At 72.2% G+C, this 22,134-nt stretch carries 15 protein-coding genes; 13 read left to right on the top strand and 2 right to left on the bottom strand.

Translation table 11 applies throughout. From position 1 onward, the window contains the following. Positions 1 to 42 precede the first annotated feature (42 nt). A complete protein-coding gene (locus A6A27_RS11715; RefSeq protein ID WP_073834599.1) occupies positions 43 to 504 on the bottom strand; it encodes a winged helix-turn-helix transcriptional regulator in 462 nt (153 codons plus the stop codon). A gap of 82 nt (positions 505 to 586) precedes the next feature. On the opposite strand from A6A27_RS11715, the gene A6A27_RS11720 reads away from it, so the two are divergent. From A6A27_RS11720 to A6A27_RS11765, 10 genes are all read left to right on the top strand, one after another. Beyond that, positions 587 to 1,699 carry a carboxymuconolactone decarboxylase family protein gene (locus A6A27_RS11720; protein WP_073834600.1) on the top strand — a complete coding sequence of 371 codons (1,113 nt, stop codon included), beginning with the start codon at positions 587 to 589 and terminating at the stop codon, positions 1,697 to 1,699. 280 nt (positions 1,700 to 1,979) lie between these two features. Further along, positions 1,980 to 3,059 (top strand): carboxymuconolactone decarboxylase family protein, encoded by a 1,080-nt coding sequence (locus A6A27_RS11725; RefSeq protein WP_073834601.1) that lies wholly within the window; start codon positions 1,980 to 1,982, stop codon positions 3,057 to 3,059. 112 nt (positions 3,060 to 3,171) lie between these two features. After that, positions 3,172 to 4,170, top strand: a complete 999-nt coding sequence (locus A6A27_RS11730) for a DUF1702 family protein (protein ID WP_073834602.1) — start codon at positions 3,172 to 3,174, stop codon at positions 4,168 to 4,170. Between the two features lie 169 nt (positions 4,171 to 4,339). Then, positions 4,340 to 5,314 (top strand): DUF1702 family protein, encoded by a 975-nt coding sequence (locus A6A27_RS11735; protein ID WP_073834603.1) that lies wholly within the window; start codon positions 4,340 to 4,342, stop codon positions 5,312 to 5,314. Positions 5,315 to 5,317: 3 nt separating this feature from the next. After that, a complete protein-coding gene (locus A6A27_RS11740; RefSeq protein ID WP_073834604.1) occupies positions 5,318 to 7,291 on the top strand; it encodes a CRTAC1 family protein in 1,974 nt (657 codons plus the stop codon). Positions 7,292 to 7,296: 5 nt separating this feature from the next. Next, positions 7,297 to 8,286, top strand: coding sequence for an enediyne biosynthesis protein (locus A6A27_RS11745; RefSeq protein ID WP_073834605.1), 990 nt, complete (start codon positions 7,297 to 7,299; stop codon positions 8,284 to 8,286). Further along, positions 8,283 to 14,051, top strand: coding sequence for a type I polyketide synthase (locus tag A6A27_RS11750; protein ID WP_073834606.1), 5,769 nt, complete (start codon positions 8,283 to 8,285; stop codon positions 14,049 to 14,051). Before A6A27_RS11745 ends, A6A27_RS11750 begins: the two co-directional genes overlap by 4 nt. After that, the gene (locus A6A27_RS11755; protein ID WP_073834607.1) at positions 14,048 to 14,491 is read left to right on the top strand and encodes an acyl-CoA thioesterase; all 444 of its coding nucleotides are present in this window, start codon (positions 14,048 to 14,050) and stop codon (positions 14,489 to 14,491) included. The genes A6A27_RS11750 and A6A27_RS11755 overlap by 4 nt, the downstream gene beginning before the upstream one ends. Positions 14,492 to 14,521: 30 nt before the next feature. Continuing rightward, complete coding sequence (locus tag A6A27_RS11760) at positions 14,522 to 15,058, top strand: flavin reductase family protein (RefSeq protein WP_073834608.1); 537 nt, start codon at positions 14,522 to 14,524, stop codon at positions 15,056 to 15,058. Next, positions 15,055 to 16,419, top strand: coding sequence for a cytochrome P450 (locus A6A27_RS11765; RefSeq protein ID WP_073834609.1), 1,365 nt, complete (start codon positions 15,055 to 15,057; stop codon positions 16,417 to 16,419). The genes A6A27_RS11760 and A6A27_RS11765 overlap by 4 nt, the downstream gene beginning before the upstream one ends. A 55-nt stretch (positions 16,420 to 16,474) precedes the next feature. Here A6A27_RS11765 and A6A27_RS11770 read toward each other — a convergent pair whose 3' ends face one another. Beyond that, positions 16,475 to 17,215, bottom strand: coding sequence for a helix-turn-helix domain-containing protein (locus tag A6A27_RS11770; RefSeq protein ID WP_073834628.1), 741 nt, complete (start codon positions 17,213 to 17,215; stop codon positions 16,475 to 16,477). Positions 17,216 to 18,394: 1,179 nt separating this feature from the next. On the opposite strand from A6A27_RS11770, the gene A6A27_RS11775 reads away from it, so the two are divergent. The 3 genes from A6A27_RS11775 (at position 18,395) to A6A27_RS11785 (ending at position 21,098) form a co-directional block, all read left to right on the top strand. Further along, positions 18,395 to 18,859, top strand: a complete 465-nt coding sequence (locus A6A27_RS11775; RefSeq protein ID WP_073834610.1) for a VOC family protein — start codon at positions 18,395 to 18,397, stop codon at positions 18,857 to 18,859. A gap of 50 nt (positions 18,860 to 18,909) precedes the next feature. Next, on the top strand, positions 18,910 to 20,013 hold the full coding sequence (locus A6A27_RS11780) for a DUF3626 domain-containing protein (RefSeq protein WP_073834611.1): 1,104 nt from the start codon (positions 18,910 to 18,912) through the stop codon (positions 20,011 to 20,013). Between the two features lie 236 nt (positions 20,014 to 20,249). After that, complete coding sequence (locus A6A27_RS11785) at positions 20,250 to 21,098, top strand: hypothetical protein (RefSeq protein WP_198940274.1); 849 nt, start codon at positions 20,250 to 20,252, stop codon at positions 21,096 to 21,098. Positions 21,099 to 22,134 lie beyond the last annotated feature (1,036 nt).

Raw genomic sequence — 22,134 nt, forward strand, 5'->3', positions numbered from 1 at the left:
GCGGGTGGCGGGCCGTTGCCCGGCCGCCGCGGCGGACCGGCGTCACCGGGGCGGGACATGATCCGGGTTGGGGCGGGTGGTCACCTCCGCGGGGGTGAGTGGCCGTTCGCACTCGACGCAGTGCATCACGGCCTGGGCCGCGCCCCCGCAGCCGTCGTGCTCGGCGATCCGAGGCGCGCCGGCCGGGCCCGCGAAATGCCGGTCTCCCCACTGCATCAGGGCCAGGATCACGGGCACCAGCTCCCGGCCGCGGTCGGTGAGGTGGTACTCGTGCCGCAGCGGGCGTTCCTGGTAGGGCACCCGCTGCAGCACGCCCCCGTCCACCAGGGTGCCGAGCCGGTCGGCCAGCACGTTGCGGGCGATCCCGAGGTTGCGCAGGAACACGTCGAAGCGGGTCGCGCCGACCAGCGCCTCCCGGACGATCAGCAGGCTCCACCGCTCGCCGACCACGTCGAGAGAACGGGCGATCGAGCAGGTCTGGCCTGTGTAGATCCGGTTGTACATCCGGTCATCTTAGTGACCGCGTCGACATCGACCGATGATGACGGACCGCCGGGCGGCGCCGTCCGGGACGAGGGAGTGGACTGTGCGAGGCTGGCTGCTCAGGACGGCCGTGCGCCGGTCGATTGTGGAGATCCGGTACGTGACACCGGTGCTACCGGCGGCGGCCCCGCCGCCGGTGGCCGCGCTCTATGACCAGGTCGAGCGGGACTTCGGTGTACTCGCACCACCGGTGGTGCTGCACTCGCCCGAGCCGGACGCGCTCGCGGCCTGCTGGGCGATGCTGCGCGAGACCCTGGTCGCGGCCGGACGGGTGGACCGGGGGGTCAAGGAGGCGGTGGCGGCGGCTGTCTCCGTCGCCAACCGGTGTCCGTACTGCGTGGAGGTGCACGGCACCGCCCTGGACGCCCTGGCCGGCGGCCCGGACGCCACGGCGGTCGCGCGGGACCGGGTCGACCTCGTCACCGACCCCGAGGTGCGGCGGATGGCGACCTGGGCCCGGCACAGCGGGGTCCGTGAGCCGTCCGACCGTCCCGCGCCCCCGTTCGGGCCGGCGCAGGCGCCGGAGGTGATCGGCGTCGCGGTGACCTTCCACTACATCAACCGCATGGTGAACATCTTCCTGGACGACTCGCCGCTGCCGGCGGCGGCGCCGGTCGCCGTGCAGTCGGCGTTGCGCCGGCTGCTGCGTACGGTGATGCGGCACACCGGCCGGACGGCCCGCGCCGCCGGTACCGCACGGGGCCAACTGCCGCCGGCCGCCCTCCCGGCGGACCTCGCCTGGGCGCGGGGTTCCGCGCCCGTGGCGGACGCCTTCGCCCGCGCCGGCGCGGCCATCGAGGCCGCCGGCGCCCGGGCGCTCGCCCCCGAGGTGCGGGACCGGGTGGTGGCCGAGGTGAGCCGGTGGGACGGCCGGCCGCTCGGCCCGAGCCGGTCCTGGACCCGGGCGACCGTCGCCGACCTGCCGGCGGCGCAGCGGCCGGTCGCCCGGTTGGCTCTGCTCGCGGCCCTCGCCTCCTATCAGGTGGACGCGTCGGTGATCGACGACGCGCGAGGGGCCGGCCTGGACGACCGGGGGCTGATCGCGGCGACCTCCTGGGCCAGCCTCACCGCGGCACGCCGGATCGGCACCTGGATGTGGGCCGGCGCCGGCCCGGCCACCGGGAGCCGGACCCCGGGGCAGCCCGCCGAGCGGTGAGCCGGCGTGTCGGGCCGGCACGGGTCGCGCCGTGGGCCCGCCACGGCGGCTCAGGTTCGCACGCTCGGAGTTCTGCCACCTCGGTGCGGTCGGTCATTCTGGCACCAGTCCCGCCGTTCCGGGGCGGTGGCCGCCGGTCGGGGGCCCGACGGCGCCCACCACGACCGGCCTGCCGGAGGGGACCGACCTCCGCTCCGGCCCTGCCGGGACCCCGTCCCGCCGGAGCCGGGACAAGTCGGACTCCGGTCCCGGCCCACGTCAGCACAACCATGGAGGCGGAGTGCTCGCCAGCCGGGTCGTTTCATCGGTCGTCCAGCGTCAGGTCAAGTACGTCAAGCCCGTCCCACAGGAATCCGCCAAGGGCATCGTCGCCGAGGTGTACGACCAGGTGGCGGGGGAGATGCGCCTGGTGGTCCCACCGGTGCTGCTGCACTCGCCGTCGCCGCCGGCCACCGCCGCGTACTGGATGCTGATGCGGGAGCCGCTGACCACCGGCGGCGTGGTGGACCGGTCGGCGAAGGAGGCCGTGGCCTCCGCCGTGTCGGTGGCGAACATCTGCCCGTACTGCCTCGACATGCACAGCACCAACATGTACGGCCTGGCGGGCCCCGACGACGCGGAGGCGATCGCCACGGACCGGCTGGACGACGTGCGCGACGAGCGCCTCCGGCGGCTGGCCGGCTGGGCTCGCGAGGCGCACCTGCTGGATGCGCCGATGCCGTCGGGAGCCGTGTTCACCGAGGCCGAGCGCCCCGAGCTGGTGGGGGTGATGGTCGCCTTCCACTACCTGACCCGGATGGTCAACGTCTTCCTCGCCAGCTTCCTGCTGCCGCCGCGGTTGTCGCCGGCCGCCCGCCGGCGGGCCAAGCAGGGCATCAGTCACCTGCTCAGCCCCACCCTGCGCGGCGCGTTCCCGCCGGGCCGGTCGCTGTCGCTGCTGCCGCCCGCCGCGCTGCCGGTGGACGCCGGCTGGGCCGCCGGGAACCACGTGGTGGCCGAGGCGGTTTCCCGGGCGTACGCGGCGCTGGAGGCGGCCGGCGAGCGGGCGCTGTCGCCTGAGGTCCGGGCGCTGGTGCACACCCGGCTGGCGGACTGGCGGGGTGAGGAGACCGGGCTGAGCCGGCAGTGGTGCGAGGACCTCGTCGCCGGGCTGCCCGCGGCGGAGCGGGCCGCCGCGCGGTTGGCCCTGCTCACCGCTCTCGCCTCCCATCAGGTGGACGAGAGCGTGGTGGAGGACTTCCGGCGCCACGACCCCGACGACCGGCGCCTGGTCGAGGCGGCGGCCTGGGCCAGCTACACCGTCGCCCGCCGGATCGGTGCCCGCTACGTGCCGGCCCAGTCGGGGCCCGCCGGGGGCTGAACGGCCCGGTGCGACCGCTCCCGGCAGGCCACCACCGAACCCTCCGCCCCGCCCTGCCGCCCCGAGCTTCTGAGGCACCCGCCCCAGACGACCCACACCCTCTGGAGGAACCATGTCGACCCTTCTGGGTGCCCTGCGCCGCCTGGTGCTGGCGCCGTCGCTGGCGGAGGTGGGCTTCGCCCGCCGGGGCTTCCCCGGCCCGCACCTCGCCGCCACCCACTGGCTGGAGGCCGTGCCACAGTCCGTCGTCTGCGGCTTCGAGTGGGGCATCGACGCGCGTGACCAGTGGGAGCTGGAGCGCCGGTTGGAGCTGGTCGAGCCGGCCATGCGGGGCTTCGCCTACGAGGGGGCCACGATGGCCTGCACCGTCCTGGACGCGATGCGCGGTGGGCGCGGCACACGTACCCGGGAACTGCTGCTCGGCCCGGGGCGGCCGCACATCTTCCTCGCCTACATCGGCATCGGCTTCGCGATGGCCCGGCTGCCGCGCCCGCTGTGGCGGACCGTCCTGCCGGACCTGCCCGGCATGCCGTACCACCCGACGATGAGCTGGCTGGCGGTGGACGGGTACGGCTTCGACCGGGCGTACTTCGACACCGGGCGGATCGTGGACGCACAGGAGCGCCCGAAGTCCTATCCCTGGCAGGGGTTCGCCGGCTACTTCCCGCGTGCGGTCGACCAGGGCATCGGCCGAGCGCTCTGGTTCGTCCACTCCGCCCGGCCGGCGGACGTCGACGCCGCGGTGCGTCGCTTCGCCGTCGACCGCCGCCCGGATCTGTGGAGCGGGGTGGGGCTCGCTGCCGTCTTCGCCGGCGGCTGCGGTCGGGAGGAGCTGGTCCGGCTCCGCGAGGCGGCCGGGCAAGAGTGGCCCGAGCTCGCCCTGGGCGCGGTCTTCGCCGCGAAGGCCCGGGCGTTCAGCGGCACCGTGCCGGGGCACTCGGAGGCCGCCACCGAGGTACTGGCCGGCATGTCGGTACGGGACGCGGCGGTCCTCGCCGACGCCGTGGCGGACGACCTGCGCGGCAGCGGCGACGTGCCACCGTACGAGACGTGGCGGCAGCGGATCCGGCAGCGCTGCCGGGACCTACGGTCGACCGGGCCGGTGCGCTGACTCAGCCATTGCGCCGATGGTCGTGAAATTGCGATCAAGCCACCCGCAAATTGTTGATTCGTGCTGCTGGCGGCCCTTCGCATCCTAGAAGAAGAAGTCCCGCCGGGCGGCTGGCAAAATCCATTCAGACCCGTCCGAATGACCGTTGGTGATATCCCCTGGGGGCGCTTTGACCAGTCACACGCGCGCGCTCCGGCGCCGAATTCTCACGCCGAACGTCTCCGAGACCAGGCTTGACGTGCGTGGATTCCATGTGAAGAACCCGGCTTCCCGGGAATTGCTGGAAACCATTGGTCAAACCTTTCTCGCCGGTTACGCATTCGCCGTCGAGGCGGAAAGGCACGACGACGCCGTCCGTCGGCTGGAAGGTATTCCCAATCGTTTTCGGGGGTTCGCCTACGAGGGCGCGACGATGGGCTTCGCCGTTCTCGACGCCCTGCCCTTCGGCGGGTCGACAAACGTGTCGCGCTTCCTCGCCGGCGCCGCCGACAAACACGTCTACATGGCGTACGTCGGGATCGGCTGGGCCATGGCGCGGGTCCCGCGTTTCCGGTTCCGCCGGCTGGCGATGCCCGACCCGCTGCTGCGCTGGCTGGCTCTCGACGGCTACGGATTCCACCAGGCGTACTTCAAGACCGACCGGTACGTCCGGGCCCACTACCAGGAACCCGCGTTCCCGTGGCCCGCCGGCGGGCCACGGTCCTACGTGAACCGGGCCATCGACCAGGGCATCGGCCGGGCCCTGTGGTTCGTCTGCGGCACCGCGGCGGACCGGGTGGCCGACACCATCGACGGCTTCCCCGAGCACCGGCGGGCGGATCTGTGGAGCGGTGCCGGCCTGGCCGCCACCTACGCCGGCGGGGCCGACGAGGACGAGCTGCGCTCCTTCCTGCGCCGTGCCGGCCGCTACCGCCCGCAGGTGGCCCAGGGCAGCGCCTTCGCGGCCGCCGCGCGGGTCCGGGCCGGCCTGGTCGTGCCCCACGTGGCCACCGGCACCGCCGTCCTGTGCGGCATGACGCCTGCGGAAGCAACCGCGCTGACCGACCAGCGCCGTCCGGAGGGACCGGACGGCGACCAGCTACCGGCGTACGAACTCTGGCGACAGCGTGTCGCCAACGACCTCGTGGCCATCGGGAGGAACTGACACATGTCCATGACAGTCGGCTGGCTTCGTCGGCACGTCGCCGGGGTCGTCGCCCTCATCCTCGTGCTGAGCCTGTTCTTCGCGTCCCGCCTGCCCAGCGCGTCGGCGACGGAGCGGGAGCAGTTGGCGGACGGCTTCGCCTTCACCCCCACGGCCATCGCACTGCCGGGTGGCTTCCCCCAGCAGAGCATCCGGAAGGTCAACCAGCGGTACCGCAACATCGACGCCTGGATCTCCTCGGTCGGCTCGGCCATCGCCATGAACGACCTGGACGGCGACGGGCTGGCCAACGACCTCTGCGTGACCGACCCGCGTACCGACCAGGTGACGGTCACCCCGACGCCGGGCGCCCGCAGCGACCGCTACGCCCCGTTCGCGTTGCGGCCGGAGCCGCTGCCGATGAAGAAGGCGATGGCGCCGATGGGCTGCGTCCCGGGCGACTTCAACGAGGACGGCCGGATGGACCTCCTCGTCTACTTCTGGGGCCGGACGCCGATCCTCTACCTCGCCCGCTCCGACGCCCGGACGCTGTCGATGGACGCCTACCAGCCGACCGAGCTGGTGCCCGGGTCGACCACCGAGTACACCGAGCCGCAGTGGAACACCAACGCGGTCGCCGTCGACGACTTCGACGGCGACGGCCACGTGGACATCTTCGTCGCCAATTACTTCCCGCACGGCCCCGTGCTCGACGACACCGTCTTCGGCGGCGTCGAGATGAACCACTCCATGTCCAACGGCCTCAACGGCGGCGAGGACTACTTCTTCCGGTGGACCGGCGCGACCGCCGGGCCTCGGCCGACCGCCACCTTCCAGAAGGTGGACAACGTCCTGCCGCGGGACGTGTCGAAGGGCTGGGCGCTGGCCGCCGGGGCCAACGACGTCGACGGCGACCTGCTGCCGGAGCTGTACCTCGCTCACGACTTCGGCCCGGACCGTTTCCTGCACAACCGCTCGGTACCCGGCAAGATCGCCTTCGAGGTGGTCCAGAGCGCCCGCAGCAGCGCCGTGGTGCCCAAGTCCAAGCGCGTCGGGCTCGACTCGTTCAAGGGCATGGGCATCGACTACGGCGACCTCGACGGCGACGGGCTGTACGACATGTTCGTCAGCAACATCACCACCTCGTTCGGCATCGAGGAGAGCCACTTCGCGTTCATCGGCTCGGCTAAGGACCGGGAGGACCTGCGCCGGCAGTTGACCGCCGGCCGGGCCCCGTTCGACGACCGCAGCGCGCCGCTCGGGCTGGCCTGGTCCGGCTGGGGCTGGGACGTCAAGATGGCCGACTTCAACAACAGCGGACAGCTCGTGGTGGCGCAGGCGACCGGCTTCGTCAAGGGCGATGTCAACCGCTGGCCGCAGCTGCAGGAGCTGGCCACGGCCAACGACGACCTGCTGGACAACCCGCTGTGGTGGCCGCACGTCAAGTCCGGTGACGACATCGGCGGCAGCCAGCGACTGCACTTCTTCGCCAAGGGACGCGACGGCCGGTACGTCGACCTGGCCGGCGAGCTCGGCCTGGCGATCCCCGTGCCGACCCGGGGCATCGCCACCGGGGACGCGGACGGCGACGGCCGGTTGGACTTCGCCGTCGCCCGGCAGTGGGACGAGCCGGTGTTCTACCACAACGACAGCCCGTCCGTCGGGGCGTTCCTCGGGCTGCGCCTGACCCACGAGCCGGCGGCGGGCGCCGGCCAGACCAGCGCCGGCCGGCCGGTCACCGGTTCTCCCGCCGTGGGCGCCCAGGTGACCGTCACCACCTCCGACGGCCGCACCTTCATCACCAGGGTTGACGGCGGCAGCGGGCACTCCGGCAAGCGCAGCAACGAGGCCCACATCGGCCTCGGAAAGGACGCCTCCGGCCCGGTCAGCGTGCAGCTGAACTGGCGCGACCGGGACGGCCGGTCCCACGAACAGAAGCTTCAGTTGTCCCCGGGCTGGCACGACATCCAGCTCGGCTCCCAGGCTCAGGAAAGGTGACGTTGATGGCCGCGACCACGATCGGCGCGCCTCGTCATGACCCGAAGGTCATCAAGGCTCTGCGCAACTTCGCCATCTCGATCACGGTGTTCAACATCGTCGGCTACACCCTGCTGGGATTCGAGCAGCCCTTCCTCTGGCCGTTCGTGGCCCTGGCCACCGGCTACACCCTGGAGATCGTGCTCGAGGTTATCGGCGCCCGCGCCGAGGGCCGCCGGCCCCGGTTCACCGGCAACGGCTTCCGTGGGCTGCTCGAGTTCCTCTACCCGGCCCACATCACCAGCCTCGCGATGAACATGCTGATCTACGTCAACGACCAGATCATCGCGCTCATCTTCGGGGTCGCCGTGGCCATCGGCGCCAAGTGGGTACTCCAGGCACCGGTACGCGGGCGGATGCGGCACTACATGAACCCGTCGAACTTCGGCATCACCGTGATCCTGCTGGTCTTCCCTTGGGCCAGCATCGCCCCGCCGTACCACTTCACCGAGCACATCTCGGGGCCGCTGGACTGGGCGCTACCGCTCCTGATCATCCTCGGCGGCACCATGATCAACGGAAAGCTCACCGGGCGGATGTGGCTGATCCTCGGCTGGGTGTCCGTCTTCGCGCTCCAGGCCGTCGTCCGGGGCCTGATCCTGGACACCTCCATCCCCGGAGCCCTGGCGATGATGACCGGCACCGCGTTCGTCCTCTTCACCAACTACATGGTCACCGACCCGGGCACCAGCCCGTCGAAGCCGTGGCCCCAGTTCATCTTCGGCGCCAGCGTGGCGATCGTGTACGCCTTCCTCACCGGCGCGGGCATCGCCTACGGCATCTTCTTCGCCACCGCGCTGGTGTGCCTCGGTCGGGGCATCTTCCACTGGTCGCTGCACTTCGTGAACAAGGCCCGCGAGCGGGCCGACGTGCCGCCGGCCGCCCTGCGGGACGCGCCGGTCTCGCCCGCGCCGGCGGCGAACGTCAACGGCAGTCGAAGCGAGGTGCTGGCATGAGCAGGATCGCGGTGGTGGGTATGGCGTGTCGCTACCCGGACGCCACCTCACCGAGGGAACTGTGGGAGAACGCGGTCGCCGGTCGCCGGGCGTTCCGCCGCCTGCCCGACGTGCGGATGCGGCTGGACGACTATTGGGATGCCGACCCGGCCACGCCGGACCGGTTCTACGCCCGCAATGCCGCGGTGATCGAGGGGTACGAGTTCGACCGGGTCGCCTACAAGGTGGCCGGCAGCACGTTCCGCTCGACCGACCTGACCCACTGGCTGGCGCTGGACGTCGCGGCCACGGCCCTCGCCGACGCGGGCTTCCCGATGGCCGAGGGGCTGCCCCGGGACCGGACCTGCGTCATCGTCGGCAACAGCCTCACCGGTGAGTTCTCCCGGGCCAACCAGCTGCGGCTGCGCTGGCCGTACGTCCGGCGGATGGTCGCCGCCGCGCTCAAGGAGCAGGACTGGAACGACGACCAGCTCGCCGAGTTCCTCGCCGACTTCGAGACCCGCTACAAGTCGCCGTTCCCGGAGATCGACGAGGATACCCTCGCCGGCGGCCTCTCCAACACCATCGCCGGGCGGATCTGCAACCACTTCGACCTCAAGGGCGGCGGCTACACCGTGGACGGCGCCTGCTCGTCCTCGCTGCTGTCCGTGGCGACCGCCTGCAAGACGTTGCTCGACGGCGAGGTCGACGTCGCCGTGGCCGGTGGGGTGGACCTGTCCATCGACCCGTTCGAGATCGTCGGGTTCGCCAAGACCGGCGCGCTCGCCCGCAACGAGATGCGGGTGTACGACCGCAACTCCAACGGGTTCTGGCCCGGCGAGGGGTGCGGCATGGTCGTGCTGATGCGCGAGCGGGAGGCGCTGGAGGCCGGGCACCGGATCTACGCCACGATCGCCGGTTGGGGCATCTCCTCCGACGGCAAGGGCGGCATCACCCGCCCTGAGGTCAACGGCTACCAGCTGGCGCTGCGCCGGGCGTACGAGCGGGCCGGCTTCGGCATCGAGACGGTCGGCCTCTTCGAGGGGCACGGCACCGGCACCGCGGTCGGCGACGCCACCGAGCTGCGGGCGCTGTCCACCGCCCGGCAGGCCGCCGACTCCGCCGCCGCCCCGGCCGCGATCAGCTCGATCAAGGGCATGATCGGACACACCAAGGCGGCGGCCGGCGTCGCCGGGCTGATCAAGGCCGCCATGGCCGTGCACCACGAGGTGCTGCCGCCGGCGATCGGCTGCGTGGACCCGCACGAGCTGCTCACCAGCGACGACGCGGCGCTGCGGGTGCTGCCGAAGGCGGAGCGCTGGCCCACCGACGTGCCGGTGCGCGCCGGCATCACGGCGATGGGCTTCGGCGGCATCAACACCCACGTGGTGCTGGAGAAGCGCCAGGCGCGCCGCCGTTCCAGCCTGGACAGCCGGACCCGCAGCCTCGCCTCCTCCCGTCAGGACGCGGAGCTGCTGCTGCTGGACGCGTTGTCCGTGGCGGACCTGCGCGAGCGGGTGGCCAAGCTGCTCGAGTTCGTGCCGCACGTGTCGTACGCGCAGCTCGCGGACCTGGCCGCCACCCTGCACGGCGAGCTGCGCGACCTGCCGTACCGGGCCGCCGTGGTCGTCTCCTCGCCCGAGGAGGCCGAGCGGCAGCTCCAGCGGATCGCCGAGGCGCTGGACGCCGGGGAGGCGCGGCTCTTCTCCCCGGACGGGCGCTGCTTCCTCAACCACGCCACCGGCACCGCCCGGATCGGCTACCTCTTCCCCGGCCAGGGCTCCGGCCGGGGCACCAGCGGCGGCGCCCTGCGCCGGCGGTTCCCGGAGGTCGACGAGGTGTACCGGCGGGCAGCCCTGCCCACCTCGGGTGACATGGTGGCCACCGCGGTCGCCCAGCCGCGGATCGTCACCGGCTCGATGGCCGGCCTCACCGCCCTCACCGACCTCGGGCTGGAGGCCGCCGTCGCGGTCGGGCACAGCCTCGGTGAGCTCTCCGCCCTGCACTGGGCCGGTGCCATGGACGGGGAGACCCTGCTGCGGGTCGCCGGCGTACGCGGCGGCACCATGGCCGAGCACAGCGCCTCCGGCACCATGGCCGGCATCGCCGCCTCGGCCGAGACGGTGACCCGGATGATCGACGGCACCGAACTGGTCGTCGCCGGCTACAACGGCCCGGAGCAGACGGTGGTGGCCGGCCCGGTCCAGGCGGTGGAGGAGTTCTGCGACGCGGCCCGCCAGGCGGGCCTCGGCGCGACCCGGCTCAACGTGTCGCACGCCTTCCACTCGCCGCTGGTGGCCCCCGCCGCCGCGGCCTTCGCCGAGCGGCTCGCCGCCGAGGACTTCGGTCCGGTCGGCCGCCCGGTGGTCTCCACCGTGACCGGTGAGGTGCTCGGCCCTGACACCGACATCCCGGCGCTGCTGCACCGCCAGATCACCGACGCCGTGCTGTTCCAGCAGGCGGTGACGGTCGCGGCCAAGGACATCGACCTGTTCGTGGAGGTCGGGCCCGGGCACGTGCTCACCGGTCTGGCGGCCGCGACGACCGAGATTCCCGCGGTGGCCCTGGACACCGACGACGAGTCCCTCGGCGGGCTGCTGCGGGTGGTCGCGGCCGCGTACGTCGTCGGTGCGCCGGAGGTGCACAGCGGGCTGTTCCACGGCCGGCTGGTGCGGCCGCTGGCGGTGGGGCAGACGTTCACCTTCTTCGCCAGCCCCTGCGAACAGGCCCCCGAGGTGATCGTCCGGCAGGCCGCCCGGCCCGCCGAGGCGCGGCCGACCGGGGTGGTCGAGCCGGCCCGCGAGGGCGAGTCCAGCCTGGACCTGCTCCGCCGGCTCGCCGCCGAGCGGGCCGAGCTGCCGATCGAGATGGTGCACGGCGACAGCCGACTCCTCGACGACCTGCACCTCAGCTCCATCACCGTGGGGCAGGTGGTCAACCAGGCGGCCCAGCAGCGCGGGATCGCCGCCTCGGCCACGCCGACCAACTTCGCCACCGCCACCGTCCGCGAGCTGGCCGAGGCGCTGGAGGAGCTGGCGGCAACCGCCCGGCCCGGCGAGACCGGGGCCGCGCCGGTGGTGACCGGCGCGGCCCCCTGGGCGAGGGCGTTTCGTGTCGACCTGGACGTGGCGTCGCTGCCGGTGGTGCACGCCGAGGAGAGCGACGGGCGCTGGCAGGTGTTCGCCCCCGACGACCACCCGCTCGCGGCGCGGCTGCGCCAGGCGTTGCAGCAGCGCGGGGTCGGCTCGGGCGTACTGGTCTGCCTGCCGCCCGACTGTGCCGAGGAGCAACTGGAGCTGGCGCTGCTCGGCGCCCGCGCCGCGCTGGCCGCCGGCCCCGGCACCCGGTTCGTCCTGCTGCAGCACGGGGCCGGAGCGGCCGGGTTGGCCCGTACGCTGCGGCTGGAGGCGCCCCAGCTGCGGGTGACGGTCGTGGACGCCCCGCAGGCCGGGGAGATGGTCGACCGGGTGCTCGACGAGGTCGCCGCGACGGCCGACTACGCCGAGGTCCACTACGACGAGACCGGCGTACGCCGGGTGCCCGTCCTGCGTGCCCTGCCGGTCCGGGCCGGCCGGACCGAACAGCCACTGGGCGCCGACGACGTGCTGCTGGTCACCGGCGGAGGCAAGGGCATCACGGCGGAGTGCGCGCTCGCGCTGGCCGCCGACGCCGGGGCGCGGCTGGCCGTGCTGGGCCGGTCCGACCCGGCCGAGGACGACGAGTTGGCGACCAACCTGCGCCGGATGGCCGACAGCGGGGTCACCGTCCACTACGCCCGCGCCGACGTCACCGACGCCGAGCAGGTCCGCCGGGCCGTGGCCGAGGTGACCGGGGCGCTCGGACCGGTCACCGCGGTGCTGCACGGTGCCGGCCGCAACGAGCCGGCCGCGCTGACCGGCGTCGACATGGCGGCGGTACGGCGTACCTTCGCGCCGAAGGTCGGCGGGCTGCGGGCCGTGCTCGACGCGGTCGACCCGGACCGGCTGCGCCTGCTGGTCACCTTTGGCAGCATCATCGGCCGCGCCGGCCTGCGCGGCGAGGCGCACTACGCCACCGCCAACGAGTGGCTGGCCGGCCTGACCACCGACTTCGGCCGCCAGCACCCGCAGTGCCGCGCCCTCTGCCTGGAGTGGTCGGTCTGGTCGGGCGTGGGCATGGGGGAGCGGCTCTCGGTGGTGGAGAGCCTGGCCCGCGAGGGCGTTTCCCCGATCTCACCCGAGCAGGGCGTGGCGCTGATGCGGCGCCTGGTCGCCGACCCGGACGTGCCGCCGGTGGTGGTGGTCAGCGGGCGGACCCAGGGCATCGACACGGTCCGGTACGACCGGTCCGAGCTGCCGCTGCTCCGGTTCGTCGACAAGCCCCTGGTCAACTACCACGGGGTGGAGCTGGTCTGCGAGACGACGCTCAGCGCCGGATCCGACCTCTACCTCGCCGACCACCTGCTGGACGGCAACCTGCTCTTCCCGGCGGTGTTCGGGATGGAGGCGATGGCCCAGGTGGCCACCGCCCTCACCGGCCGCCGCACCGTGCCCCGCATCGAGCAGGCCGAGTTCAGCCGGCCGATCGTCGTGCCGCCGGACGGTGCCACCACGATCCGGATCGCCGCGGTGGTCACCGACGACGACACCGTGGAGGTGGCCATCCGCAGCGCGGAGACCGGCTTCGCCGCCGAGCAGTTCCGGGCCCGGCTGGTCTTCTCCACCGACCCGACGCCGGCCGGGCCGCCCGACCAGATCGGCGCGGGGCTGCCGGAGGTGCCGCTCGACCCGCAGCGTGACCTGTACGGCGACACGCTGTTTCAGGGCGGCCGGTTCCAGCGGCTGCGCCGCTACCACCGGGCGGCGGCCCGGCACGTCGACGTGGACGTGGCCGTGGTCGGCGCGACCGACTGGTTCGCCGGGTTCCTCCCCGGCGACCTGCTGCTCGGCGACCCCGGCATGCGGGACGCGTTGATGCACGGCAACCAGGTCTGCGTGCCCGACGGGACGCTTCTTCCAGCGGGCATCGAACGGATCCACCCCGGCGGTCCCCGGCTCGCCGCGGACCGGGAACTGCGCTACTGCGCCACCGAGCGCAGCCGGGACGGCGACACCTACGTCTACGACATCGCCGTCCGGGACGGCAGCGGCGAGGTGGTCGAACGCTGGGCGGGCCTGCGCCTGCACGCCGTACGCAAGAAGGGCGGGGCTGGTCCCTGGGTGGTGCCGCTGCTCGGCTCCTACCTGGAACGCGCCCTCGGCGACCTGGTCGGCGCCGCAGTGGCGGTCGCGGTGGAACCGGACGGTCCGGCGGAGGTCGACGGGCGGCGGGCCCGCACCGCGATGGCCGTCGGCCGGGCCGTCGGCGCCCCGGTCCAGGTGCGGTACCGGCCGGACGGGGCACCCGAGATCGACGGTGACCGGGCCGTCTCCGCCGCGCACGGCGCCGGCGTGACGCTCGCGGTGGCCGGAGCCGGGCCGCTGGCCTGCGACGTGGAGGAGGTCCGGCCGCGGGATCGGCAGGCCTGGCGGGATCTGCTCGGCTCGTACGACGACCTGGTGGAGCTGATCGCCCGGGAGGCCGGCGAGAGCGTCGAGGTCGCCGCGAGCCGGGTCTGGACCGCCGTCGAGTGCCTACAGAAGGCGGGCCTGCCGGGCGCCCCGTTGACCCTGACCCCGTCGAGGCGGGACGGCTGGGTGGTGCTCACCGCCGGCACCGTGGCGGTCGCGACCCTGCTGACCCGGCTGCGCGACCGCGCCGAGCCGGTGGTCTTCGCGATCCTGACCGGCAAGGGGGAGCAGCGGTGAGCGACTACTTCGAGTACCCGCACGTCGTGGGATTCGAGGAGACCAACATCGTCGGCAACGTCTACTACGTGAACTACCTGCGCTGGCAGGGACGGTGCCGGGAGATGTTCCTCAAGCGCAACGCCCCCGAGGTGCTGGCCGATCTGCAGGACGACCTCAAGCTGTTCACCCTGAAGGTCGACTGCGAGTTCTTCGCCGAGATCACCGCGTTCGACGAACTGTCGATCCGGATGCGGCTGGTGGACCTGGCGCAGACGCAGATCGAGTTCAGCTTCGACTACGTACGCCTGGACCCGGACGGCGACGGCGAGACCCTGATCGCCCGGGGACGGCAACGGGTGGCGTGCATGCGCGGGCCGAACACCCGCACCGTGCCCACCCGGGTGCCCGAACCGCTGATCCGGGCGCTGGAACCGTACCGGGCCCTGGCCCGGGCCTGACCCGACAGGGACCGCGAGGAGGGGACCAACGTGAGCGTCGACCACCAACCGTCCGGGCAGGTCACCGACACCAAACAGCTACGGGGAGCCTTCGGCACCTTCGCCACCGGGGTCACCGTGGTGACCGTGGGCGGCTCGGCCCCGCACGGCATGACCGCCAACTCGTTCACCTCGGTCTCCCTGGACCCGCCCCTGGTGCTGGTCTGCGTGGAGCGGCGGGCGGTCATGCACGAGGCCCTGCAGGCCGCCGGCACGTTCGGGGTGTCGGTGCTCGCCGCCGACCAGGAGAAGGTCGCCCGCCACTTCGCCGACAAGTGGCGGCCGCTCGGCCGGGCCCAGTTCGACGCCGTCGACTGGGTGCCCGGCCGGGCGACCGGGGCGCCGCTGATCGAGGGCGCCCTGGCCCGCTTCGAGTGCACGCTGTGGCGGGCGTACGACGGCGGCGACCACACCATCTTCATCGGTCGCCTGCTGTCGGTGGAACGGCAGCGGGAGGAGGAACCGGTGCTCTTCCTCCGCGGCCGGTTCCGCCAGGTCGGCGCGGAACACAGCGAGGTGGGGCGGTGACCGTCACCAGGAGCCGGGCCGTGCCGCCGGGCCCCTCCGGCCTCGCCCTGCTGCCGACACTGTGGAAGTTCGGCTTCGACCGGCTGGGGCTGATGACCTCGGCGGCCCGTACGTTCGGCGACGCCGTGCGACTCGCCCCAGAGCCGAAGCCGTTCTACTTCTTCAACCACCCGGACCACGCCAAGCACGTGCTGGCCGACAACAGCCGGAACTACCACAAGGGCATCGGCCTGGTGCACGCCCGGCGGGCGCTCGGCGACGGGCTGCTGACCAGCGAGGGCGAGCTGTGGCGCAAGCAGCGGCGGGCGATCCAGCCGGTCTTCCAGGCCAAGCGGATCGCGCAGCAGGCCGGGGTGGTCGCCGAGGAGGGGGCCCGGTTCGTGGACCGGTTGCGCGCCACCGCGGCCGGACAGCCGGTGGACGTGATCGAGGGACTGACCGACCTGACGCTCGGCGTGCTCGGTCGTACCCTGCTCGACACCGACCTGAGCGCCTACCACTCGGTCGGCCGGTCGTTCGAGGCGATGCAGGACCAGGCGATGTTCGAGCTGGCCACGATGAGCGCCGTGCCGATGTGGGCGCCGCTGCCCAAGCAGGTGCGGTTCCGGCGGGCGCGGCGCAAACTGCAACGGGTGGTGGACCGGCTGGTGGCCGACCGGGTCGCACGGGACGGGGAGAGCGTCGCCGGCGACGACGCCCTGTCCCGGCTCATCCAGTCCACCCGCGAGGAGAGCGACCCCCGGGTCGGCCGGCAGCGGATGCGGGACGAGCTGATCACGTTGCTGCTGGCCGGGCACGAGACCACGGCCAGCACACTGGGCTGGTCGCTGCACCTGGTCGACGAGCACCCCGAGGTGCGGGAGGGGCTGCACGCCGAGGCGGTCGAGGTCCTGGGCGACCGCCTGCCGACATACGAGGACCTGCACCGGTTGCGCTACACCACCATGGTGGTGGAGGAGGTGATGCGCCTGTTCCCGCCGGTGTGGATGCTGTCCCGCAAGGCGCAGGGCCCGGACACGGTGGCCGGCTACAACGTACGGGCCGGCGCGGACGTGCTGATCTGCCCCTACACGTTGCACCGGCACCCGGCCTTCTGGGCGCAACCCGAGCGGTTCGACCCGGGCCGGTTCGACCCGGCGCACCGGCCCGACCGACCGCGCTACGCCTACCTCCCGTTCGGCGCCGGCCCCCGGTTCTGCGTGGGCAACCACCTGGGCATGCTCGAGGCGGTCTTCGTGCTGGCCCTGATCTCCCGCGAACTGCGGCTGACCAAGGTGCCCGGTTACCGGGCCGTACCCGAGCCGATGCTGTCGTTGCGAGTCCGGGGTGGCCTGCCGATGCACGTCCATCCGGTCCGCTGAGGCGGCGACCGACGCCCCCGCACCGACACCGGTGCGGGGGTCGTGTCAGGACGCGCTAGCCGTGGCGCGCGCCGATCGTCCGCCGTCGCGCCCGCTCCCGCCGCAGCGCCGACTGCCGGGCGTCCAGCAACGCGAGCAGTACGGGCGGGTCGACGATCCGCATGGGTTGGAGCGAGAGGTCCACCTCCAGGGATCTGTGCCGGGTGATCAGCAGGGGCCCGATGCTGCCGACCCAGGTGGCATCCGCCGTCGGCACTTTCTCCTCGTCCGGTCCGACCGAGTGGGCCAGCAGGTGCCACGCCCCGACGGGTACCGGGTCGAGGGTGAACTGTCCCGGAGTATCGAGAATGCGGCACTGCACGGGCCGACCCTCGGGAATCCGCTGCGGGAACATCCCCACGAAGACCCGGTTCGCGGGCATCCCCGGAGCTCCGGTGATCCGCCCGCGTACCGTCCCGCCCGCCCGGTCGGCGACCACGTGCCCGTCGGCGATGGGGACGTGGGTGGTGAATCCCCCGAGGCGCCGGAACGTGGTGGGTGACAGTCCGACGCTGCGGGTGAACCGCGAGCTGAACGTCCCGACGCTGGAGTAGCCGACGCGCAGGCTGACGTCCGCGACGCTGAGCGAGGTGGACCTCAGCAGGCGCTTGGCCTGTTGCAGTCGCAGGGCGGAGAGGAACCGCCCAGGCGAGATTCCGGTGGCTCGTTGGAAGATACGGGAAAAGTGGAACTTGCTGAACAGGGCCGTCTTCGCCATGTCGTCAACAGTCAATTGATCTGCAAGATTCTCTTGCATGTATTCAATGACTCGTTCGGCAGCCCTCACGCTCGGATCCTTCAAAGCCTCCCCCTTGCCAAAAACGGCTAGACAGTGGCTCCCGGTGCAATTCGCTCCCATTCCGAATGGCGGAGACGGCGACGCGTCCCCATCGCAGGCCGCCTTGTCTGGTGGTATCAGATGGGCGGGAGCAATTGGCGTCCACCACTGTCCGTGCCGAGATGATGCTAGCTGGGGCCTGCTGGAGGGTGCAACATCCACCGCAATGGAACGGCTACCCTGCGTGATGATCGAGGGGGACTGCAAGGGTGACGCAGTGCGACGACATGGCCGCGTGGCCGTGAAAATGATGATTCACGGTTCCTATTCTTCATCTGGCAACAGCTCGTTGAAGTGTCCTTAATGGTCGCTGGACGCGCTTCGAGGGCGAGGCTGAGCGCTGTCGCAAACTTGTCACAACCTTTGCTATATCAAATAGTCCGACTTCGATGCCTGCCCCTGAAACCCGGCATCGGCCGTGAGTTGTCGATAGCAACCATCAAGCGTCGGGCGGCTGCACTACGCGTAATCAGGCGTCGTACGGCTTGGTCACCTGGTCGCATCGCGAGCCATTCCGGCGCCGGTGCCGTGGTGGTCCGGTTTGCGGCGGGAGGGGGTTCGTCGCGGTCTGAAGCGGCGTCCGCCCGAGGCGGGCTGTCTCGTCACCCAGGTCCGGTCAACCACCTGAGTTGCCGAACGAAACCGGGTGCTCCGCGTCGGCGTCCACCTCGACCGGAGGCCGCCGACGGGCGGTGCCCCGCGTGCCCCGCCAGCCAGGTCACCGAGCTGCCGCTGGCGCCCTGAGAGGTGGCGCTGCCGGTGCGGGTACCGGCGGTGGCCGAACGGGAGACGGCGGTGGGCGAGCCGCGGCGGGCTCGGTGGGTGTGAGATGCGGCGACGATGGCACGCGCCCGACACCGGCATCTCGCCGAGCGTGTTTAACGCCCGGTGGCGACCGTAGGTTACGGCCTGTAGTGACGGTGGTGCGTTTGAGCAACTTTGAAGAAGACCCGCCAACATGGCGCGGGGCCTTGTCCGGACCCCGTCGGATCCCGCGACACGTCTCCGCGGGTCGACGCCGAAGTCGACGGCATGGCCTAGCGGTTCGCCTTTTCGGCGTCGGGCGGGCCCGTCCGGACGTGACTATGATCGGCTGCCATGACCGCAGCGGGAAACGACCGACCACCGACCGTCCGCCAGTTGCGCCTCGTCGTCGAGGCCGACGACTACGACGCCGCGGTCGCGTTCTTCCGGGACGCACTGGGCCTGCCCGAGCGGGCGGCGTACTCGGGCGGTGACGGTGCCCGGGTGGTGATCCTGGAAGCCGGCCGAGCCACCCTGGAGCTGGCCAACCCCGCGCAGAAGCGGATGATCGACGAGGTGGAGGTCGGTAGGCAGGTCGCGCCCCGGCTACGGGTGGCGTTCGAAGTGGACGACAGTCGCGCGGTGACCGAGCGCCTGGTCGCCGCCGGCGCCACGGAGGTCGCCCCGCCGACGGTCACCCCGTGGCAGTCGCTCAACGCCCGGCTCGACGGACCCGCCGGCCTGCACCTCACTGTCTTCCAGGAACTGCTCGAGCCGGAGGAACGCAGCACCCGGGACGGGTTCGGCACCGACGCCTGACGGCCGAAATCCGCCTGCGGTCGGCGTTTCCAGTCGCCATAATCGCGGCCGTGTCCGATCCCGCCACCACACCCGTGCTCACCCCGGCGCAGGCCGCCGCCCTGCGGTACGTCCGCGAGGTGGCGCTGAGGGACCGGCCTGCGGCGCTGGGTGCCATCGCCGGACGGCTCGCCAGCGCGGACACGGCGTACCGGACCGAGGAGGTCATCGCGGCGGTGGCCGCACACGGGCGGTTGACGCTGAACTTCCACCCGGACCGGTTGCTGCCCGACGGCCGCGCGGTGGCCGAGGCGCTCGACCAGGAGGGCGTCTACCGCAGCCAGTTCGAAACCGGCATCTCCAACGGCGGTCTCACCGCGTTCCCCGGCGGGGACCGGGACCGCTGGGAGGAGACGCTCTTCGGCGGGGCGTACCAGCGGCCCGGTGTGCTCCCCGCGGAGCGCCCGAAGTACGGCGGCCTGAACCTGCTGGACCACGCCGACGGCGCCTGCCCGCGGTTCGGCTCCTGCCACCTGCGGCTGCGCCCGGAGGCCCTGGCCAGAGCCACCTTCAGCTTCGGTGACAGCCATACGCAGCCGACGGACTTCGGCACGCTCGACATCTTCGAGCCGGTGCTCGCCGCGCTGCTGTCGGCCACTGCCGGTACCGGCGTCTGCCTCGGCGCGGCCGGCATGGACACCAGCACCCTGCTGCGTGCGCTGCTGCGCAACCGGGCGCGGCGGTCCGGCGTGGCCGGGCGTGCCCTGGACGACTACATCGAGGCCCAGATCCACGGGGAGCTGAGCCTGGCCCGCGACGTCGAGGCCCTGGTGGTCGACCCGTCGTTCCGGGGCACCGAGGTGGGGCGCATCCTCGCCGGCATCGCCCGGCGGCACGGCTTTCCGCTGCGCTGGCACGCCGGCTTCGAGCTGCCGGTCGACGGCATCGACGCCGAATTCCGGGGGCCGGCGATCCCGCCGCTGGCCGCGCGGGTGCACGCCGAGTTCGCCCGCCCGGGGGAGCCTGTCGACGCCGCCCTGATCGGCCGGGCCGCCGCCTCGGTGGTGCGGGAACCGGACCGTTGGGCCGACCGCGGGCCGATCGAGGTCACCCTCCAGCACCTCAAGCAGCTCTGGCACGTCCTCGTCCGGTTCGGCACCCCGACCACCGCCTGAGCGCTGCCGGCCCAATCGAGGCTTTCATCCCGTTGCGGTACGCCTCGGGCCGGCCGGTCCCGCACCCCATGTGACCCGGACCGCAGCCAGGGGCTACTCCGGCATGTCCGGAATGACGGACACGTCAAGCTGGTTGTGTCCCCCGTACGGCCGGAACGTAAACCCGTACCGGTCAGTACTTCCCCCGAGGCTCGCTCACCCCGGAGCGCGTCGTAACGATCGAAAGGGCAACCATCGTGAAGCAGCACTTCACTCGATGGCTCCCCGCCATCGCCAAAACCGCGCAAGGTAAGGCCGAACTCGTCGCCCGCCGGCTCCCCGGCCTCGCGAAGACCGCGCAGGACGAGCTCGTCGCCCGCCGGCTGCCCGCCCTCGCGAAGACCGCGCAGGACAAGGCCGAGCTCGTCAGCCGATCGCTTCCCGACATCGCCAAGAACCCGCGCCGCAAGGCCGCGCTGAGCATCGCCGGCGTGGCCGTCCTGGGCGGGCTGGCCGTCGGCCCCAGCGCCTTCGCCGCGCCGGTCACCACCGGTCCGCACGCCGGCGCCGTCGCCGCCATCGACCTGGCCACCGGCAACAAGACCGCCACGGTCGAGTCCGGCCTCACCACCGCCAGCGACAAGGTGCCCACCAAGGCCGACCAGCCCAGCCGGGACGAACTCGTCCCGCACGGCGTCGAGGGCGCCCAGTCGCGCATCCCGCTCAACGAGGAGCAGGTTTCCAACGCCAAGGCCATCGTCAAGGCGGCCAAGGAGACCGGCGTGGGGGAGCGGGGCGCCGTGATCGGCGTCGCGACCTCCCTCCAGGAGTCGAAGCTGTACAACCTCGGCCACCTGGGCACGTACAACGACCACGACTCGGAGGGCTTGTTCCAGCAGCGCCCGTCGTCCGGTTGGGGTACGTCCGAACAGATCACCGACCCGGACTACGCGTCCAAGGCGTTCTTTGGTGCGCTGAAGAACGTCGGCGACTGGCAGGACCTGCCGCTGACCGCCGCCGCGCAGACCGTGCAGGTGTCCGCCTTCCCGTACGCGTACGCGCAGTGGGAGGAGCAGGCGGCGGACATCGTCCAGCAGGTCTGGTGAGCTCCCGCACCTCGTGAACCGGCCGGCCCTTCTGGGCCGGCCGGTTTCGTCTGCGCTGTCCTTGGTTGCGGTGCGCGGGTGTGGCCCGCCGCGCCCGGCTCCCGGCGGTCAGGCTTGATCCCTGCACCGGTCACGTGGGCCGCGCCTCGCGTCGTGGTCCTGCGCCGTTCGGATGTGCGACCTGCGTGGTTCGCGTCCGGTGTACGTCGTGCGCGCTCGCCGCCCGGATTGTTGGGGCTGCGTACCTCGGGTGCCGGCTGGGGACAAGTTCCCATTTTGGCTCGGTGCTGGCTGGTCTGGCCGTCCTGGTCTTGCCTGTCCTCGGTCCGCCACGTAATGCTCAGGGGCGCACTTTCGCCGAAACTGGGCCCTCGCGGCGTTCTGAGGGGCCACTTTCCGCGAAAGTGTCGCCTCGTTTGTTGTGCCAGGGCGGTGATCGACTTGGTGTGCGGTATGTGGGGGTGTCGTGGGTGATGGATACCGCCTCGTGCGGTACCTGGAGTGGATCAACGGAGGGGGTCGGCCACTTGGCCGGGGGTTGTGGTGGGTGGTGTCCGGTTTGCGGGTGACGGCCGGGGTCCTGGGCCGGGAATGGTGGGCGGCCGGGGGTCGTTGAACACGGGTGCACGGCCGAGTAAGGCGCCCCGCGATCCCGGGTCGCCAGGACCCGGGTCGGAATGTTGGCGGGCCGCCGGTCGTTGTAGATGACTCGCGACCGAGGAAGCCGCCCGGTGTGGTGGGGTGGTCGGGCCCGGAATGTTGGTGGGCCGCCGGTCGTTGGATATGGTCCCGGCGCCGCGAAGAGGCGATCCCCCGTTGCCCCGCGAGCTAGCCGGTCGAAAGACTTTCCCCCTCTTTTGGGCGCCTGACGGTGCTTGCGCACTTGTAGCCGACCCCCCATCGGTGTGTGCGCCAACCCCCGAATGGAGCTTTCGTCATGAACTCGATGCTGCGTAAGAGTGTTCTTGGTGTTGCTGGTCTGGCTTTCACCGGTGGTGTGTTCGCCGGTCCGATCGCCTCCCACGCTGATGCCCCG

Source organism: Micromonospora sp. CB01531, from assembly GCF_001905095.1.
Taxonomy (GTDB): Bacteria; Actinomycetota; Actinomycetes; order Mycobacteriales; family Micromonosporaceae; genus Micromonospora.

What these genes read in the sequence shown, in the direction of transcription:
- A6A27_RS11745 (WP_073834605.1), top strand. Translation starts at nt 7,297, where the DNA reads ATGGCCGCGACCACGATCGGCGCGCCTCGTCATGACCCGAAGGTCATC.
- A6A27_RS11715 (WP_073834599.1), bottom strand. Translation starts at nt 504, where the DNA reads ATGTACAACCGGATCTACACAGGCCAGACCTGCTCGATCGCCCGTTCT.
- A6A27_RS11730 (WP_073834602.1), top strand. Translation starts at nt 3,172, where the DNA reads ATGTCGACCCTTCTGGGTGCCCTGCGCCGCCTGGTGCTGGCGCCGTCG.
- A6A27_RS11775 (WP_073834610.1), top strand. Translation starts at nt 18,395, where the DNA reads ATGACCGCAGCGGGAAACGACCGACCACCGACCGTCCGCCAGTTGCGC.
- A6A27_RS11750 (WP_073834606.1), top strand. Translation starts at nt 8,283, where the DNA reads ATGAGCAGGATCGCGGTGGTGGGTATGGCGTGTCGCTACCCGGACGCC.
- A6A27_RS11740 (WP_073834604.1), top strand. Translation starts at nt 5,318, where the DNA reads ATGTCCATGACAGTCGGCTGGCTTCGTCGGCACGTCGCCGGGGTCGTC.
- A6A27_RS11770 (WP_073834628.1), bottom strand. Translation starts at nt 17,215, where the DNA reads ATGCAAGAGAATCTTGCAGATCAATTGACTGTTGACGACATGGCGAAG.